This window comes from Mangrovibacter yixingensis (assembly GCF_020523985.1).
GTDB classification, from domain to species: Bacteria; Pseudomonadota; Gammaproteobacteria; order Enterobacterales; family Enterobacteriaceae; genus Mangrovibacter; species Mangrovibacter yixingensis.
This window is the reverse complement of the sequence record NZ_JAIVKM010000002.1, coordinates 354596-368443: the sequence shown is the minus strand read 5'-3', so window position 1 is coordinate 368443 and position 13848 is coordinate 354596. Positions and strand designations below refer to the sequence as shown.

The 13848-nt window shown below is 51.1% G+C and carries 12 protein-coding genes and 1 other RNA gene; 7 read left to right on the top strand and 6 right to left on the bottom strand.

Going from position 1 to position 13848, the window contains the following annotated elements:
• Positions 1–73 precede the first annotated feature (73 nt).
• The 3 genes from LC084_RS12365 to zapA form a co-directional block, all read right to left on the bottom strand.
• Positions 74–682 carry a 5-formyltetrahydrofolate cyclo-ligase gene (locus tag LC084_RS12365; protein WP_226571514.1) on the bottom strand — a complete coding sequence of 203 codons (609 nt, stop codon included), beginning with the start codon at positions 680–682 and terminating at the stop codon, positions 74–76.
• Between the two features lie 26 nt (positions 683–708).
• Positions 709–892: non-coding RNA, 6S RNA (gene ssrS / locus LC084_RS12360), on the bottom strand.
• 41 nt (positions 893–933) lie between these two features.
• Positions 934–1263: a cell division protein ZapA gene (gene zapA / locus LC084_RS12355; protein ID WP_226571513.1), complete on the bottom strand. Its 330-nt coding sequence runs from the start codon at positions 1261–1263 to the stop codon at positions 934–936.
• A gap of 165 nt (positions 1264–1428) precedes the next feature.
• Between zapA and LC084_RS12350 the strand changes: the two genes are divergently transcribed.
• The 7 genes from LC084_RS12350 to gcvP all read left to right on the top strand — a co-directional run bounded on the left by LC084_RS12350 (position 1429) and on the right by gcvP (position 10613).
• The gene (locus LC084_RS12350; protein WP_146211485.1) at positions 1429–2010 is read left to right on the top strand and encodes a YecA/YgfB family protein; all 582 of its coding nucleotides are present in this window, start codon (positions 1429–1431) and stop codon (positions 2008–2010) included.
• A 32-nt stretch (positions 2011–2042) separates the two neighbouring features.
• A complete protein-coding gene (gene pepP, locus LC084_RS12345; protein ID WP_226571512.1) occupies positions 2043–3356 on the top strand; it encodes a Xaa-Pro aminopeptidase in 1314 nt (437 codons plus the stop codon).
• On the top strand, positions 3353–4531 hold the full coding sequence (ubiH, locus tag LC084_RS12340; protein WP_226571511.1) for a 2-octaprenyl-6-methoxyphenyl hydroxylase: 1179 nt from the start codon (positions 3353–3355) through the stop codon (positions 4529–4531). The genes pepP and ubiH overlap by 4 nt, the downstream gene beginning before the upstream one ends.
• A gap of 8 nt (positions 4532–4539) precedes the next feature.
• Entirely contained in the window at positions 4540–5748 is a 1209-nt protein-coding gene (ubiI, locus tag LC084_RS12335) for an FAD-dependent 2-octaprenylphenol hydroxylase (protein ID WP_226571510.1), read from the top strand.
• 405 nt (positions 5749–6153) lie between these two features.
• Positions 6154–7251 carry a glycine cleavage system aminomethyltransferase GcvT gene (gene gcvT, locus LC084_RS12330; protein WP_226571509.1) on the top strand — a complete coding sequence of 366 codons (1098 nt, stop codon included), beginning with the start codon at positions 6154–6156 and terminating at the stop codon, positions 7249–7251.
• 20 nt (positions 7252–7271) lie between these two features.
• Positions 7272–7661: a glycine cleavage system protein GcvH gene (gcvH, locus tag LC084_RS12325; RefSeq protein WP_226571508.1), complete on the top strand. Its 390-nt coding sequence runs from the start codon at positions 7272–7274 to the stop codon at positions 7659–7661.
• A 75-nt stretch (positions 7662–7736) separates the two neighbouring features.
• Positions 7737–10613: an aminomethyl-transferring glycine dehydrogenase gene (gene gcvP / locus LC084_RS12320; protein ID WP_226571507.1), complete on the top strand. Its 2877-nt coding sequence runs from the start codon at positions 7737–7739 to the stop codon at positions 10611–10613.
• 160 nt (positions 10614–10773) lie between these two features.
• Here gcvP and LC084_RS12315 read toward each other — a convergent pair whose 3' ends face one another.
• From LC084_RS12315 to LC084_RS12305, 3 genes are all read right to left on the bottom strand, one after another.
• Entirely contained in the window at positions 10774–12207 is a 1434-nt protein-coding gene (locus tag LC084_RS12315; protein ID WP_226571506.1) for a 6-phospho-beta-glucosidase, read from the bottom strand.
• A gap of 181 nt (positions 12208–12388) precedes the next feature.
• Positions 12389–13123 (bottom strand): MurR/RpiR family transcriptional regulator, encoded by a 735-nt coding sequence (locus LC084_RS12310; RefSeq protein ID WP_064601196.1) that lies wholly within the window; start codon positions 13121–13123, stop codon positions 12389–12391.
• 33 nt (positions 13124–13156) lie between these two features.
• Positions 13157–13759: an HD domain-containing protein gene (locus tag LC084_RS12305; protein ID WP_226571505.1), complete on the bottom strand. Its 603-nt coding sequence runs from the start codon at positions 13757–13759 to the stop codon at positions 13157–13159.
• Positions 13760–13848 lie beyond the last annotated feature (89 nt).

The window sequence follows — 13848 nt, the reverse complement described above, 5'->3', positions numbered from 1 at the left end:
CCGGGCAAAGATGTTTTGCCCGTAAAAAGCCTTCCCTTGGGAAGGCTTTTTTATGCGCCAGGCAGAGTAGCTGTTAGCCCGGAGTGTTCCAGACCCAACGTTTTGATGGTGTGACAATAGCGGGTAATGGAATATCCCAGCGCTCGGCAGGGAGTCTCTCCACTTGCTGGCAGTCATGAGCATAACCTACGGGTATAAAGCCATGTTCGCGCCAGTTTTGTAGGGTCCGGTCATAAAACCCACCACCCATTCCCAGGCGTTGCCCGGTGCTATCAAAAGCCACCAAAGGTGTTACCAGAATATCCAGGTGCTGCAAGGGCAGAATATGGCGTACATCCAGGCGAGGCTCGGGAATTCTCAGACGGTTGACTACCAGTTCTGTATCTGGCGAATAGCGCACCATAATTAGCCCGCCCGTGCTGAACGGGTGTAGTACGGGAAGGTAAACCGCTCGGTTCATCGCCCACAATCGTTCAATCAGTGGACGTGTGTCAAGCTCGCCATCTACCGAGAGAAATAACCCAATATGCTGTGCGTTAGCTGCAGGTTCCCAGGCCAGAAAGCGTTCAGCCGCTTCATTGGCAGAGATTTGCTGTTGGTGAGGAGTTAGAGCCCGCCGAACCTGGCGAATGTGCTGACGAATATGTTGCCGGGAAGCTGATACATCCGGAGAGTGCGACATAGACAATGGCTGATGAAAAGAAAGAGGGAATCTCCGAGATGCCGCCGCAGGCTGTAACCCTTGAACCCGTGGTTCAAGGTGAATGTGTCGTCACGACCTTAAGGCTTCCCGGACTGACCGGGCATGCTCACCGGTCGTGGAGCGTCACATTCTGTTTGTTTGAAATATCGGCTCAGGGGACTGGCCCGCTTGCGAACATCTCAGAGAAATTTTTAATTCATGGTTACTGTATCACAGCCAACCCTGAATTGTTATTCAAACTTCGTTTCCGGCTTTTCAGTTATGCGACCTTGCTCAAGTAATGCTTGTTCGATGGTCTGCTGTAACATCCGGATTCGTTGCTCCATACTGGCAGCATAGTCACGGGTTTTCGATTTTTCTTGTGACAGCTCGTAACAGATATTGAGCGCCGCAATGAAAACCAGTTGCTCTGTATTGGTGACTCTAGTGCGAACTTTAAGATCTTGCAACCGTTGATTTAACTCATCAGCGGCCAGATTCAGCGCATCACGTTGTTCAGGCGGACAATTCACGCGCAGTGAACGACCAAAAATTTGAATGTCGACTGGTTCTGCAGACATGACACCTTCCTGCTGTTTACTCGCCTGCCTTATCGCAGCCCTGGGGCGGCGAAGGGGCGCTACTATAGCTACCCTTATATGAAGATACAAGCCCTTTTCTGGTATCTCCTGGGGCCGAAGTGGTAGCATAACACGAACTTAGCTTCCCAACGACGAAGAATGCGTATGTCTATACAAAATGAGATGCCTGGCTATGCCAGCATAAACCAGTTACTAAACCAACAAAATGTTGGTTTAACGCCGTCGGAAATGCACGGATTGATTAGCGGAATCTTATGTGGCGGGAACAATGACAGTTCCTGGCAACCGCTTGTCCACGATTTGACTAACGAAGGCCTGGCGTTCAGCCAGAACCTTGCTGATAGCCTGCGCCAAATGCACAGTGCCACCAGTGATGCACTGGAGGATGAAGGCTTTCAGTTCCAGCTTTTCATGCCAGAAGGTGAAGATGTGTCGGTTTTTGACCGCGCAGATGCTCTTTCTGGCTGGGTGAATCACTTCCTGCTGGGCTTGGGGGTGACACAGCCTCGTCTGGATAAAGTGAAAGGTGACCTTGGTGAAGCAATTGCTGATTTACGCAATATCGCCCAACTGGGTTACGACGAAGACGAAGACATCGAAGAGCTGGAAATGTCTTTGGAAGAAATTGTTGAGTATGTGCGTGTTGCTGCATTGCTGTGCTACGAAACATTCAACCGGCAGCAACCAACAGCGCCAGAAGTACAACAAAAACCCACACTGCATTAAGCAAACTGGGTTCAGTAACGGAAGGAGGGGTGATGATTCAACAGGAATTTCTTCGCCGCCGCCAGGCAATGCTGGCAAAAATGGCACCAGCCAGTGCGGCACTGTTTTTTGCGGCCCCCGAAGCGCCGCGTAGTGCAGACAGTGAGTATCCCTATCGGCAAAATAGTGATTTCTGGTACTTCACGGGTTTTAACGAGCCGGAAGCATTGCTGGTATTAATCAAGAGCGATGACAAGCACAATCACAGTGTGTTGTTTAACCGAGTGCGGGATAAAACGGCAGAGATTTGGTTTGGACGCCGCCTGGGCCAGGAAGCCGCACCGGAAAAGTTAGGGGTGGACAGGGCTCTGGCTTTTGACGAGGTGAATGACAACCTCGCTCAACTGCTCAATGGGCTCGACTGCGTTTACCACGCACAAGGCCTCTATGGCTATGCAGACAGCATTGTTTTTGGCGCGCTGGATAAATTACGCAAAGGCAGTCGCCAAAACCTGAAAGCGCCTTCCACACTGACTGACTGGCGGCCCTGGGTGCATGATATGCGCCTGTTTAAATCACCAGAGGAAATTGCAGTGTTGCGCCGTGCTGGGGAGATAACAGCATTGGGTCACACACGGGCAATGATGCAGTGTCGTCCTGGGATGTATGAATACCAACTGGAAGGCGAAATCCTCCACGAATTTAACCACCATGGTGCACGTTACCCCTCTTACAACACGATTGTTGGTGGGGGCGAAAATGGCTGTATTCTTCATTACACCGAAAATGAGAGCCTGCTGCGTGACGGCGACCTGGTATTAATTGATGCCGGGTGCGAGTTAGAAGGATATGCAGGGGATATTACCCGTACTTTCCCCGTCAATGGGCGCTTTACTCCGGCCCAGCGGGCGATTTATGACATCGTACTGGAATCGTTGGAAACAGCGCTTTCGCTGTACGGCCCAGGCAAAACTATGCAGGAAGTGACCGAAGCCATTGTCCGTGTGATGGTCACTGGCCTTGTGCGTCTGGATATTCTGCAAGGCGATATTGACACCCTGATAACTCAGAATGCTCACCGGCAATTTTTCATGCATGGTCTGAGCCACTGGTTGGGGCTTGATGTCCATGATGTTGGGGAATATGGGCCGGATCGCTCACGCCCGCTTGAACCCGGCATGGTGCTGACAGTAGAGCCTGGCTTATATATCGCCCCGGATGCAGATGTACCGGAAATCTACCGCGGCATTGGTATTCGTATCGAAGATGACATTGTGATTACTGCCAACGGGAACGAGAACCTGACTGCCAGCGTGGTGAAATCTGCTGATGATATTGAAGCGTTGATGGCGGCATCACACTCATGAGCATTGTGATCGCAGGGGGGGGAATGACCGGTGCTACACTCGCGCTGGCTATCTCCACTCTGACTAAGGGCAAGTTGCCGGTTCATCTGATAGAGGCCCGCTCCCCGGATGCCACTCACCACCCGGGGTTTGATGCCAGGGCTATCGCCCTGGCAAAAGGGACGTCTACTCAGTTAGAAAAACTTGGGGTGTGGCAGGCACTGCAAGACTGCGCAACGCCACTAACACAAGTTCAGGTTAGTGACCGTGGTCATGCAGGGTTTGTAACACTACAGGCAGAAGATTATGGCATTAATGCCCTGGGCCATGTTGTTGAACTGCATGATGCCGGGGTTCGCCTGTTTGGGCTGTTACGCAATGCACCGGGCGTTACGTTGCATTGCCCGGCACGAGTTGAGTCTGTCACCCGCAGCACTGACAACGTGACAGTGGTACTGGATAACCAAACAACTGTTGTGGGCAAAGCACTGGTTGCAGCAGATGGCACATTGTCAGCCGTTGGCCAGGCTTGTGGCCTTGCCTGGCAACAAGCTGACTACCAACAGGTGGCAGTTATCGCCAACGTAACAACCGCTTGTTCACCAGATGGCCGGGCGTTTGAGCGCTTCACTGACAATGGGCCACTGGCGATGCTGCCGATGTCTGGTGGGCGTAGCTCGCTGGTTTGGTGCCATCCGTTATCACAACATGCGGATGTTATGAACTGGAATGATGAAAAGTTTTGCGCACAACTTCAGCAAGCATTTGGCTGGCGGCTGGGGCGTATTTGCCATGTGGGCGCACGCAGCGCATACCCACTTCGGTTAACAACCGCAGTTACCGCGACTTCACACCGAGTCGTAGCAGTGGGCAACGCAGCGCAAACTATGCATCCCATTGCCGGGCAGGGTTTTAATCTTGGCATACGCGATGTGATGTCACTGGCCGAAGAATTCGCCAGTGCGTTTAATCAGCAGCAGGATCCTGGCTCATATGCGGTACTGGCACGCTATAATGCGCGCCGTTCTCCTGACCGGGCAGCGACAATTGGTGTCACTGACGGATTGGTTCACTTGTTTGCCAACCAATGGGGGCCGCTGGTTGTTGGGCGCAACATAGGTTTAATGGCGATGGATATCCTGGCGCCAGTGCGTGAGGCACTGGCAAAACGCACCCTGGGCTGGGTGATTCGGTAAGGAATATTATGGTTCAGAGTGTGGATGTCGCCATTATTGGCGGCGGAATGGTGGGGCTGGCTGTGGCTTGTGGCCTTCAGGGCAGCGGGTTACGGGTTGCTGTAGTGGAAAACCAGCCATGCCAGCCAGTTGATACGTCTGCGCCTCCTGCGCTGCGCGTTTCGGCAATCAATGCGGCCAGTGAAAAATTACTGCGCCGTTTGGGGGCCTGGGAGCGAATGGCACCGCAGCGCACCAGTGAATGGCATGGCATGGAAGTATGGGAAAAAGACAGCTTTGGTCGTATTGCCTTTGATGACCGAACGGCGGGTGAAAATGCACTGGGTTATATCATTGAAAATAACGTGATAAACCAGGCCTTGTGGCAACAAGCTGAGCAATCAGCAGATGTGTCGCTCTATGCGCCAGCGGAAGTGAATTCCGTTGCCTGGGGTGAAAATGAAGCATTCATCACGCTCAAAGATGGCGAGATGCTCACTGCACGTCTGGTTGTTGGTGCTGATGGCGCACACTCCTGGTTGCGTAACCAGGCGAATATCCCGCTGACTTTCTGGGACTACCAGCATCATGCCCTGGTCGCCACTATTCGAACCCAAAATCCTCACCAGGCTGTTGCCCGTCAGGTGTTTCATGGTGATGGTATCCTGGCTTTTCTACCGCTTAACGATCCTCACTTGTGTTCTATTGTTTGGTCATTACCGCCCGATAAAGCCCGTGAAATGCAGGATGTGGCCCCTGAAGTGTTTAACAGGGAACTGAGTATTGCATTTGATTTACGTCTGGGCCGCTGTGAGCTAGTCAGTGAGCGCCAGTGTTTTCCTCTGACAGGGCGTTATGCGCGGCAGTTTGCCGCTCAACGGCTGGCTTTGGTGGGCGATGCTGCGCACACCATTCACCCACTTGCAGGGCAGGGCGTGAACCTGGGCTTTATGGATGCGGCTGAGCTGGTGGGCGAATTACGGCGCTTGCACCAGCAGTGCAAAGATATTGGTCAGTACCTGTATCTGCGCCGCTATGAGCGCCGGCGTAAGCATAATGCCGCACTGATGCTGGCTGGCATGCAATCCTTCAGGGAATTATTCGCAGGCACTAACCCGGCACTGAAGCTGGTGCGTGATGTTGGCCTGAAACTCGCCGACACATTACCCGGCGTTAAACCCCGCATTATTCGCCAGGCCATGGGGCTTGATAATTTACCCCAATGGCTGCGTGACTGATCTCCTGCGTCGTGTTTACGGTTTGTAAACCGGCGCACCGTTCATTTGAAATATTCTAATTTCACTACTTTTTTCAGATTAGTTTTATTTATCCGAATTTTTTTCTGGTTTTCGAGTTTCCCTGAGTATTTGGAGATTAATATCATTTAAATCGGAAACGGGGATGCAAAAGCTGGAGAAAATTTTATGTTTTTGTGGTTAATCCAGTTTAATTAACTAGTGATGTTGTTGCTAAAAACAGCCATAAGATAAAGTGATGACTCATTTTACCTTATGGTTAAGCAGGCTTTTCGGTGGTAAGTTCAGGCAAAAGATAACGTTTGCGTCGTGGTAAGCCGGAATGTTTTTTTCCGTCGCCAGACTGGAACGTTCCGCAAATTGCGGGCTATTACTGAAGAGGAAAGCATGACTCAGCAAACTCCGTTGTTTGAGCAGCATAAGCAGTGCGGCGCGCGCATGGTAGATTTCCATGGCTGGATGATGCCGTTGCATTATGGCTCGCAAATTGATGAACACCACGCCGTACGCACGGACGCCGGTATGTTTGATGTGTCGCATATGACGATTGTTGATCTTCATGGCGAACGTACTCGCGAATTCCTGCGCTATTTGCTGGCAAATGATGTTGCGAAGTTAACTCTGCCGGGTAAAGCACTCTACACCGGTATGCTTAATGCTTCGGCTGGTGTTATCGACGATCTGATAGTTTACTTTCTCTCCGACACCTGGTTCCGCCTGGTCGTCAATTCTGCAACCCGTGAAAAAGATCTTGCCTGGATCAATCAACAAGCCAGCGCCTACCACATTGATATCAGTGTGCGTGATGACTTGTCACTGATTGCAGTACAAGGCCCTAATGCACAGCAAAAAGCGGCAACCTTGTTTACTGCGCAGCAGCAACAGGCTGTTGAGGGTATGAAACCTTTCTTTGGCGTTCAGTCCGGGGATTTTTTCATTGCTACGACCGGGTATACCGGAGAAGCCGGTTACGAAATCGCACTGCCAGCCGGGCAGGCAGCAGATTTTTGGGCTCAACTGGTTAAGGCTGGGGTGAAACCTTGCGGTCTGGGAGCCAGGGATACTCTGCGCCTTGAAGCCGGAATGAATTTATACGGTCAGGAGATGGACGAAAGTGTGTCTCCCCTGGCTGCAAATATGGGCTGGACTATTGCCTGGCAACCGGAAGAGCGTGACTTTATTGGGCGCGATGCTCTTGAAGCACAACGCCTGCACGGAACCGAACAATTGGTTGGCCTGGTGATGACCGAGAAAGGTGTACTCCGCGGTGGTCTGCCTGTTCGTTTCACCGACACCGAAGGCACAGCTCGCGAGGGTGTTATCACCAGCGGATCTTTTTCTCCAACCCTGGGCTACAGTATTGCACTGGCGCGTGTGCCAGCAGGTATTGGCAGTACAGCGGTTGTTCAGATTCGTAACCGGGAAATGCCAGTGCATGTTACTAAACCGATTTTTGTTCGCGCCGGCAAACCGGTGGCGCAGTAAATTTTTATCAGGAGAGAACCATGAGCAATGTGCCTAACGAGCTGAAATACACCAAAGAGCATGAGTGGCTGCGTAAAGAAGACGATGGTACTTACACTGTAGGTATTACCGAACACGCGCAAGAACTGCTGGGCGATATGGTGTTTGTTGACCTGCCGGAAGTCGGTGCCACTGTTGGTGCCGGTGATGATTGCGCTGTTGCGGAATCTGTTAAAGCTGCTTCAGATATCTACGCACCGGTAAGCGGTGAGATTGTTGCTGTTAATGAAGAACTGAATGACAGCCCGGAACAGGTTAACAGCGAGCCTTATGGCAATGGCTGGATTTTCAAAATCAAAGCCAGCGATGCCTCCGAGATTGATGCGTTGCTGGATGCAGAAGCCTATGAAGCGCTGCTAGAAGACGAATAAAACCCTGTGGGCTGGTAACCTGCCAGCCCTGTAGCTATCTACTTATCGTAAGTTTCGTTTCAGGAAATACCGCCCATGACCCAGACTTTAAGCCAACTGGAAAACAATGAAGCGTTTATCGGTCGCCATATTGGCCCGTCGCCTGATCAACAGCAGGCCATGCTCGCTGCAGTTGGTGCCGATTCACTGGATGCGCTGACCGGGCAGATTGTGCCCAAAGATATTCAACTGGCACAACCACCTTATATTGGTGAAGCGGCTACCGAAGCGCAGGCGCTGGCTGAATTAAAAGCGATTGCAAGCCGCAACAAGCGTTTCCGTTCGTTTATCGGTATGGGGTATACGGCGGTTCACACGCCACCTGTTATTTTACGTAACATGCTGGAAAACCCAGGCTGGTATACGGCATACACTCCGTATCAGCCAGAAGTTTCTCAGGGGCGCCTGGAAGCATTGCTGAATTTCCAGCAAGTGACTCTGGACCTCACCGGGATGGACATGGCGTCTGCTTCTCTGCTGGATGAAGCGACAGCGGCTGCAGAAGCCATGGCGATGGCCAAACGTGTTAGTAAGCTCAAAAATGCGAACCGCTTTTTTGTAGCAAATGACGTTCATCCACAGACTCTGGATGTTGTTCGTACTCGCGCCGAAACCTTTGGTTTTGAGGTTGTGGTCGATGACGCCGAAAAAGTGCTGGAATTACCGGATATCTTTGGCGTGTTGTTACAGCAGGTAGGGACAACCGGTGAAGTACATAATTACGGCGATTTAATCGCGCAACTGAAACAGCGTAATATCGTGGTGAGTGTTGCTGCGGATATTATGGCGCTGGTCATGCTGACGGCACCAGGTAAACAAGGGGCTGATATTGTCTTCGGTTCCGCACAACGTTTTGGGGTGCCGATGGGCTATGGCGGCCCGCACGCCGCTTTCTTTGCTGCACGCGACGCACATAAACGTGCGATGCCAGGGCGGCTGATTGGTGTATCCCGCGATGCAGCCGGTAACATAGCATTGCGTATGGCAATGCAAACCCGCGAACAACATATCCGCCGTGAAAAGGCGAACTCCAATATTTGTACTTCCCAGGTGTTACTGGCCAATATTGCCAGCCTGTATGCTGTATGGCACGGCCCGGTTGGCCTGAAACGTATTGCTGGGCGTATCCATCGCTTTACCGATATTCTGGCTTGCGGCCTGAAGCAAAAAGGGTTTTCACTGCGTCACCAGCACTGGTTTGATACGCTTTGTGTGGAAGTCAGCGACAAAGCCAGTGTTCTGGCGCGTGCTCAGGCACAAGGTATCAACCTGCGTAGCGATATTCATAATGCAGTGGGTATTACCCTGGATGAAACCACGACTCGTGAAGATGTTCTCAACCTGTTTAGTGTGCTGGTGGGGGACGACCATGGTCTGGATATCGCCCAGCTGGATCAAGAAACTGCACTGGACAGCCGCTCCATTCAGGCTGAAATGCTGCGTGATGACGCCATTCTGACGCATCCGGTTTTCAACCGTTATCACAGTGAAACTGAGATGATGCGTTATATGCACAGCCTGGAGCGTAAAGACCTGGCACTGAACCAGGCTATGATCCCACTGGGGTCTTGCACAATGAAGCTCAATGCTGCGGCAGAAATGATCCCCATCACCTGGCCCGAATTTGCTGAACTGCACCCGTTCTGCCCGGTTGATCAGGCTGAAGGTTATCACTACATGATTAACCAATTGTCTGAGTGGCTGGTGAAACTGACCGGCTATGATGCATTGTGTATGCAGCCTAACTCCGGTGCCCAAGGGGAATATGCTGGTCTGCTGGCGATTCGCCGTTACCACGAAAGCTGCAACCAGGGGCAGCGCGATATCTGCCTTATCCCAAGTTCAGCACACGGTACCAACCCGGCGTCTGCGCAAATGGCGGGCATGCAGGTAGTCGTGGTTGCCTGTGATAAGCAAGGCAATATCGACCTCAATGACTTGCGTGCCAAAGCAGAAGCAGCAGGTGACAAGCTCTCCTGCATCATGGTGACATACCCGTCAACCCATGGTGTGTATGAAGAAACTATTCGCTCCGTGTGTGACATTGTCCATCAGGCGGGTGGCCAGGTTTACCTGGATGGCGCGAACATGAATGCCCAGGTTGGTATTACTTCGCCAGGGTTTATTGGTTCGGATGTGTCGCATCTTAACCTGCACAAAACCTTCTGTATTCCTCACGGCGGTGGCGGCCCGGGCATGGGGCCGATTGGTGTGAAAGCACATCTGGCTCCGTTTGTTCCTGGCCACAGCGTGGTGCAAATTGAAGAAATGCTGACCCAGCAGGGCGCTGTGTCTGCCGCACCATTTGGCAGTGCTTCCATTCTGCCTATTAGCTGGATGTATATCCGCATGATGGGTTCACAAGGCCTGAAACAGGCAAGCCAGACGGCAATTCTGAATGCCAACTATATTGCCACACGCCTTAAAGATGCCTATCCGGTGTTGTATACCGGCCGGGATGGCCGCGTGGCTCACGAATGTATTCTGGATATTCGCCCGCTTAAAGAGCAAACCGGTATCAGCGAACTTGATATCGCAAAACGCCTGATTGATTACGGGTTCCATGCTCCAACCATGTCTTTCCCGGTTGCAGGTACTCTGATGGTTGAACCAACGGAATCGGAAAGCAAAGTGGAACTGGATCGCTTTATTGATGCCATGCTGGCTATTCGTGGTGAAATTGCCAAAGTTGGTGCAGGTGAATGGGCTCTTGGCGATAATCCACTGGTGAATGCACCTCATACACAGCAAGAACTGGCTCAGGCTGACTGGCCGCACAGCTACACCCGTGAACTTGCCGCGTTCCCGGCAGGCTACGGTAATAAATACTGGCCGACTGTTAAACGCCTGGATGATGTGTATGGTGACCGCAACCTGTTCTGCTCCTGCGTTCCGATGAGCGAATACGACTAGTCAGATTTTGCTTTTAGTTAATTTGATGTTAAGGGTGCTTCAGCACCCTTTTTATTTTGGAGTAAAGCAAAGGATGAAAATAGCACTGGTGACTGGTGAAGCCGGTAAAAGAAAAAACCCCGCAGTTACGCGGGGCCTGAGAAACCGGCTGGTTTGGTTATCAGAGTTCTTCACCATTGCTGGCAATTACACCCTGATACCACCAGAAGCTTTTCTTCCGTGAGCGGGACATATCGCCTGTGCCATCATCGTGTTTATTCACATAAATAAACCCGTAGCGCTTGCTGTATTGCCCGGTAGTGAAAGAGACGCAGTCAATGCAGCCCCATGGTGTATAGCCCATCAGATCCACACCATCATAAGTGACCGCTTTCACCATTTGTTCGACATGTGCGCGCAGGTACTCAATGCGGTAGTCATCATTGATACTGCCATCGTCTTCAACTTTGTCGTAAGCGCCAAAGCCATTTTCAACAATAAACAGCGGTTTCTGATAGCGTTCATACAATTCACACAGCGCATAACGCAGGCCCACTGGGTCAATCTGCCAGCCCCAGTCAGACGCTTTAACATGTGGGTTCGGTACGCTGCCTTCAAAACCGGAAATGGCATCGCCACTACCACCTTCAGCTTTTACCGCATTGGTCATGTAATAGCTGAAGCCCAGGTAATCACAGCACCCTTCACGCAGAATTTGCTCGTCACCTTCTTCCATGTGGATGGTAAACCCGCGGCGTTCCCATTCGTTGAGTACATAAGCCGGGTAGTAGCCGCGCAATTGCACATCGGTAAAGACATAACGTTCACGCATGGATTCCTGCGCATACATCACATCATCCGGGTTACAGGTAAACGGATACAAAGGCACCATGGCAAGCATGCAGCCAATTTTCATTTCCGGGTTAATTTGGTGGCCTGCTTTAACCGCCATTGCGCTGGCAACAAACTGGTGATGCAGCACCTGGTACATGGTTTCTTCAGGGTTCTCATGGTCGGTATACACCACACCCGAGCAGCAATAACCAAATAACGGCGCGCGCCAGTTACGCTGGTTATTGATTTCGTTGAACGTCATCCAGTATTTCACCTTGGATTTATAACGCTCAAACACCACTTCGGCGAAGCGAACGAAGAAATCGACAACTTTACGGTTAGCCCAGCCGCCGTATTCCTGCACCAGGTGTAAAGGCATTTCAAAATGCGACAGGGTAATGACCGGCTCAATATTGTATTTGAGCATTTCATCAAACATCTCGTCGTAAAATTTCAGGCCTTCTTCATTTGGCTGGGTCTCGTCCCCTTTGGGGAAGATACGGGTCCAGGCAATGGATGTACGGAAGCATTTGAAGCCCATTTCAGCAAACAGCTTAATGTCTTCTTTGTAGTGACCATAGAAGTCGACAGCTTCATGGTTAGGGTAGTATTTACCTGCTTCTGGTTGCTGGGTAATCACGCGTGGCACACCGTGAGCGCCACCGGTCAGCACATCACAAATGCTGGAGCCTTTTCCGCCTTTATCCCAGCCGCCTTCAACCTGGTGCGCTGCAACAGCACCACCCCACAAAAAATCCTTTGGCAGTGTGAGTTTTTTCATAACGTCCTCTGAGTGTGCACGCGATATCCTGGTTTTACCGCCCGGAAATTGGGCGCAAAACAGAACGGATATTCAGCAGTTAAATGTCATACTTCAGAGTCTGGCAAAAGCAGGCGAAAATGTCACGATATAACAAAATCAGTAAGTTGTGACTAGTTACATGAAAAAAACAGGGCGTTTTTTAGGCCAGTTTTCGGGCGAGTTTCCGGCCTAATGTTTCCAGAATATAGACGACAGGTAACTGGCTGGTAATATCGTGATTGCCGGAAATACGCATCTGGGGAATATGCCAGGAGATATTAAAATCCGCCATGCGTGCAAGTGACGAGTTGTCGTTGCTGGTGATTGACATCACTTTGCAGTGATGCAGGCTGAACTGGCTGGCAAACCGCAAAATTTCTGGCGTCTCCCCGGAAACGGAAAGCACAATCGCCAGCGCATTTTTCGCCATGTCGTTATTGACCGGAAAATAAGGGTCATCAATGTGGTTACTGAATTTTCCCATGTTGGAAAAAAAACGTGCGCCGTATTTCGCCATAGAGCCTGATGTGCTGGCGCCAACAAAAATAATACGCTCTGAATGGCAGATAATATCAACCGCCTGGTTCAGTAGCGCATCAAACTCCGGGTTATTCACACTGTTAAAGAAACTGATGATTTCACCGGTACCAAAATTGGCGGGCAGTGGTTCAGCCTGAGATAAATAGAGCTTGAAACGCACACGAAACTCAGAATAACCATCACAACCCAGCTTGCGGCAGAAGCGTAATACCGTGGTTGTGGAAACCCCGGCAGCTTCTGCCAGTTCCCGAATGGTCATATACATTACAGCATCGTGGTTCTTGATGGCGTAGTTGTAGACCAGTAATTCCAGGTTGTTCAGTCCGGCGATTGCCGCATGGTTAAATAAGGTCACTGCGGGTATCCTGAGTCATCAAGCCTATAGTCGTTAGCGTAACCAGCCTTTTTCCTGAGCGGCATATAACTGTGTTTTGACATATTCCCATAAGTCAGGCCAAACCTCGCCAACACAGGTATTACGGCTGAGAACTTGCTCAAGTCTGACCTGGTTCTCCTGCCAGCTCTGCCCTTCATTATGCAGGTTTTGCAGCACCGGTAACACTCTGTCCAGCGCGCCAGCAAATTGGGCGTCTGGGGTGATGCCCTCTTCATATTCCTGCCAGAGTGCCAAAAACTGGCTGTTTTGTGGGGTGGGCAACAGGCCAAACAGGCGCTCAGCCGCCTGGGCTTCCTGGTTGGCTATGGCAGCGCGGGCTTCCAGGTCGTACACCAGTACATCACCGGTGTCTATTTCGACAATATCATGCAGCAGCGCCATTTTTATTACCCGGTCAATATCCACCTTGCTGCCTGCAAAAGGTGCCATGCTCATTGCGGCTACGGCAAAATGCCAGCTGTGCTCAGCACTGTTCTCGGGGCGCCCTCCACCTAACAACCGGGTTCGGCGCTCAACTCGCTTGAGCTTATCAATTTCCATAAGAAAATTAATGATATCGGCGAATTTACCAAAAGTGGGTGTGCTACAAGTCATCGTTACTACCCTGTGGTTATGTGCCCGCGCAAATTGTAAAACAAATTCTGTGTACCTGCGATCAGCCAGGAAATACCTGTACACATATT

Excerpts from the sequence above, each read along its gene's own strand:
- LC084_RS12365 (WP_226571514.1), bottom strand. The coding sequence starts at position 682 with ATGTCGCACTCTCCGGATGTATCAGCTTCCCGGCAACATATTCGTCAG.
- zapA (WP_226571513.1), bottom strand. The coding sequence starts at position 1,263 with ATGTCTGCAGAACCAGTCGACATTCAAATTTTTGGTCGTTCACTGCGC.
- LC084_RS12350 (WP_146211485.1), top strand. The coding sequence starts at position 1,429 with ATGTCTATACAAAATGAGATGCCTGGCTATGCCAGCATAAACCAGTTA.
- pepP (WP_226571512.1), top strand. The coding sequence starts at position 2,043 with ATGATTCAACAGGAATTTCTTCGCCGCCGCCAGGCAATGCTGGCAAAA.
- ubiH (WP_226571511.1), top strand. The coding sequence starts at position 3,353 with ATGAGCATTGTGATCGCAGGGGGGGGAATGACCGGTGCTACACTCGCG.
- ubiI (WP_226571510.1), top strand. The coding sequence starts at position 4,540 with ATGGTTCAGAGTGTGGATGTCGCCATTATTGGCGGCGGAATGGTGGGG.
- gcvT (WP_226571509.1), top strand. The coding sequence starts at position 6,154 with ATGACTCAGCAAACTCCGTTGTTTGAGCAGCATAAGCAGTGCGGCGCG.
- gcvH (WP_226571508.1), top strand. The coding sequence starts at position 7,272 with ATGAGCAATGTGCCTAACGAGCTGAAATACACCAAAGAGCATGAGTGG.
- gcvP (WP_226571507.1), top strand. The coding sequence starts at position 7,737 with ATGACCCAGACTTTAAGCCAACTGGAAAACAATGAAGCGTTTATCGGT.
- LC084_RS12315 (WP_226571506.1), bottom strand. The coding sequence starts at position 12,207 with ATGAAAAAACTCACACTGCCAAAGGATTTTTTGTGGGGTGGTGCTGTT.
- LC084_RS12305 (WP_226571505.1), bottom strand. The coding sequence starts at position 13,759 with ATGACTTGTAGCACACCCACTTTTGGTAAATTCGCCGATATCATTAAT.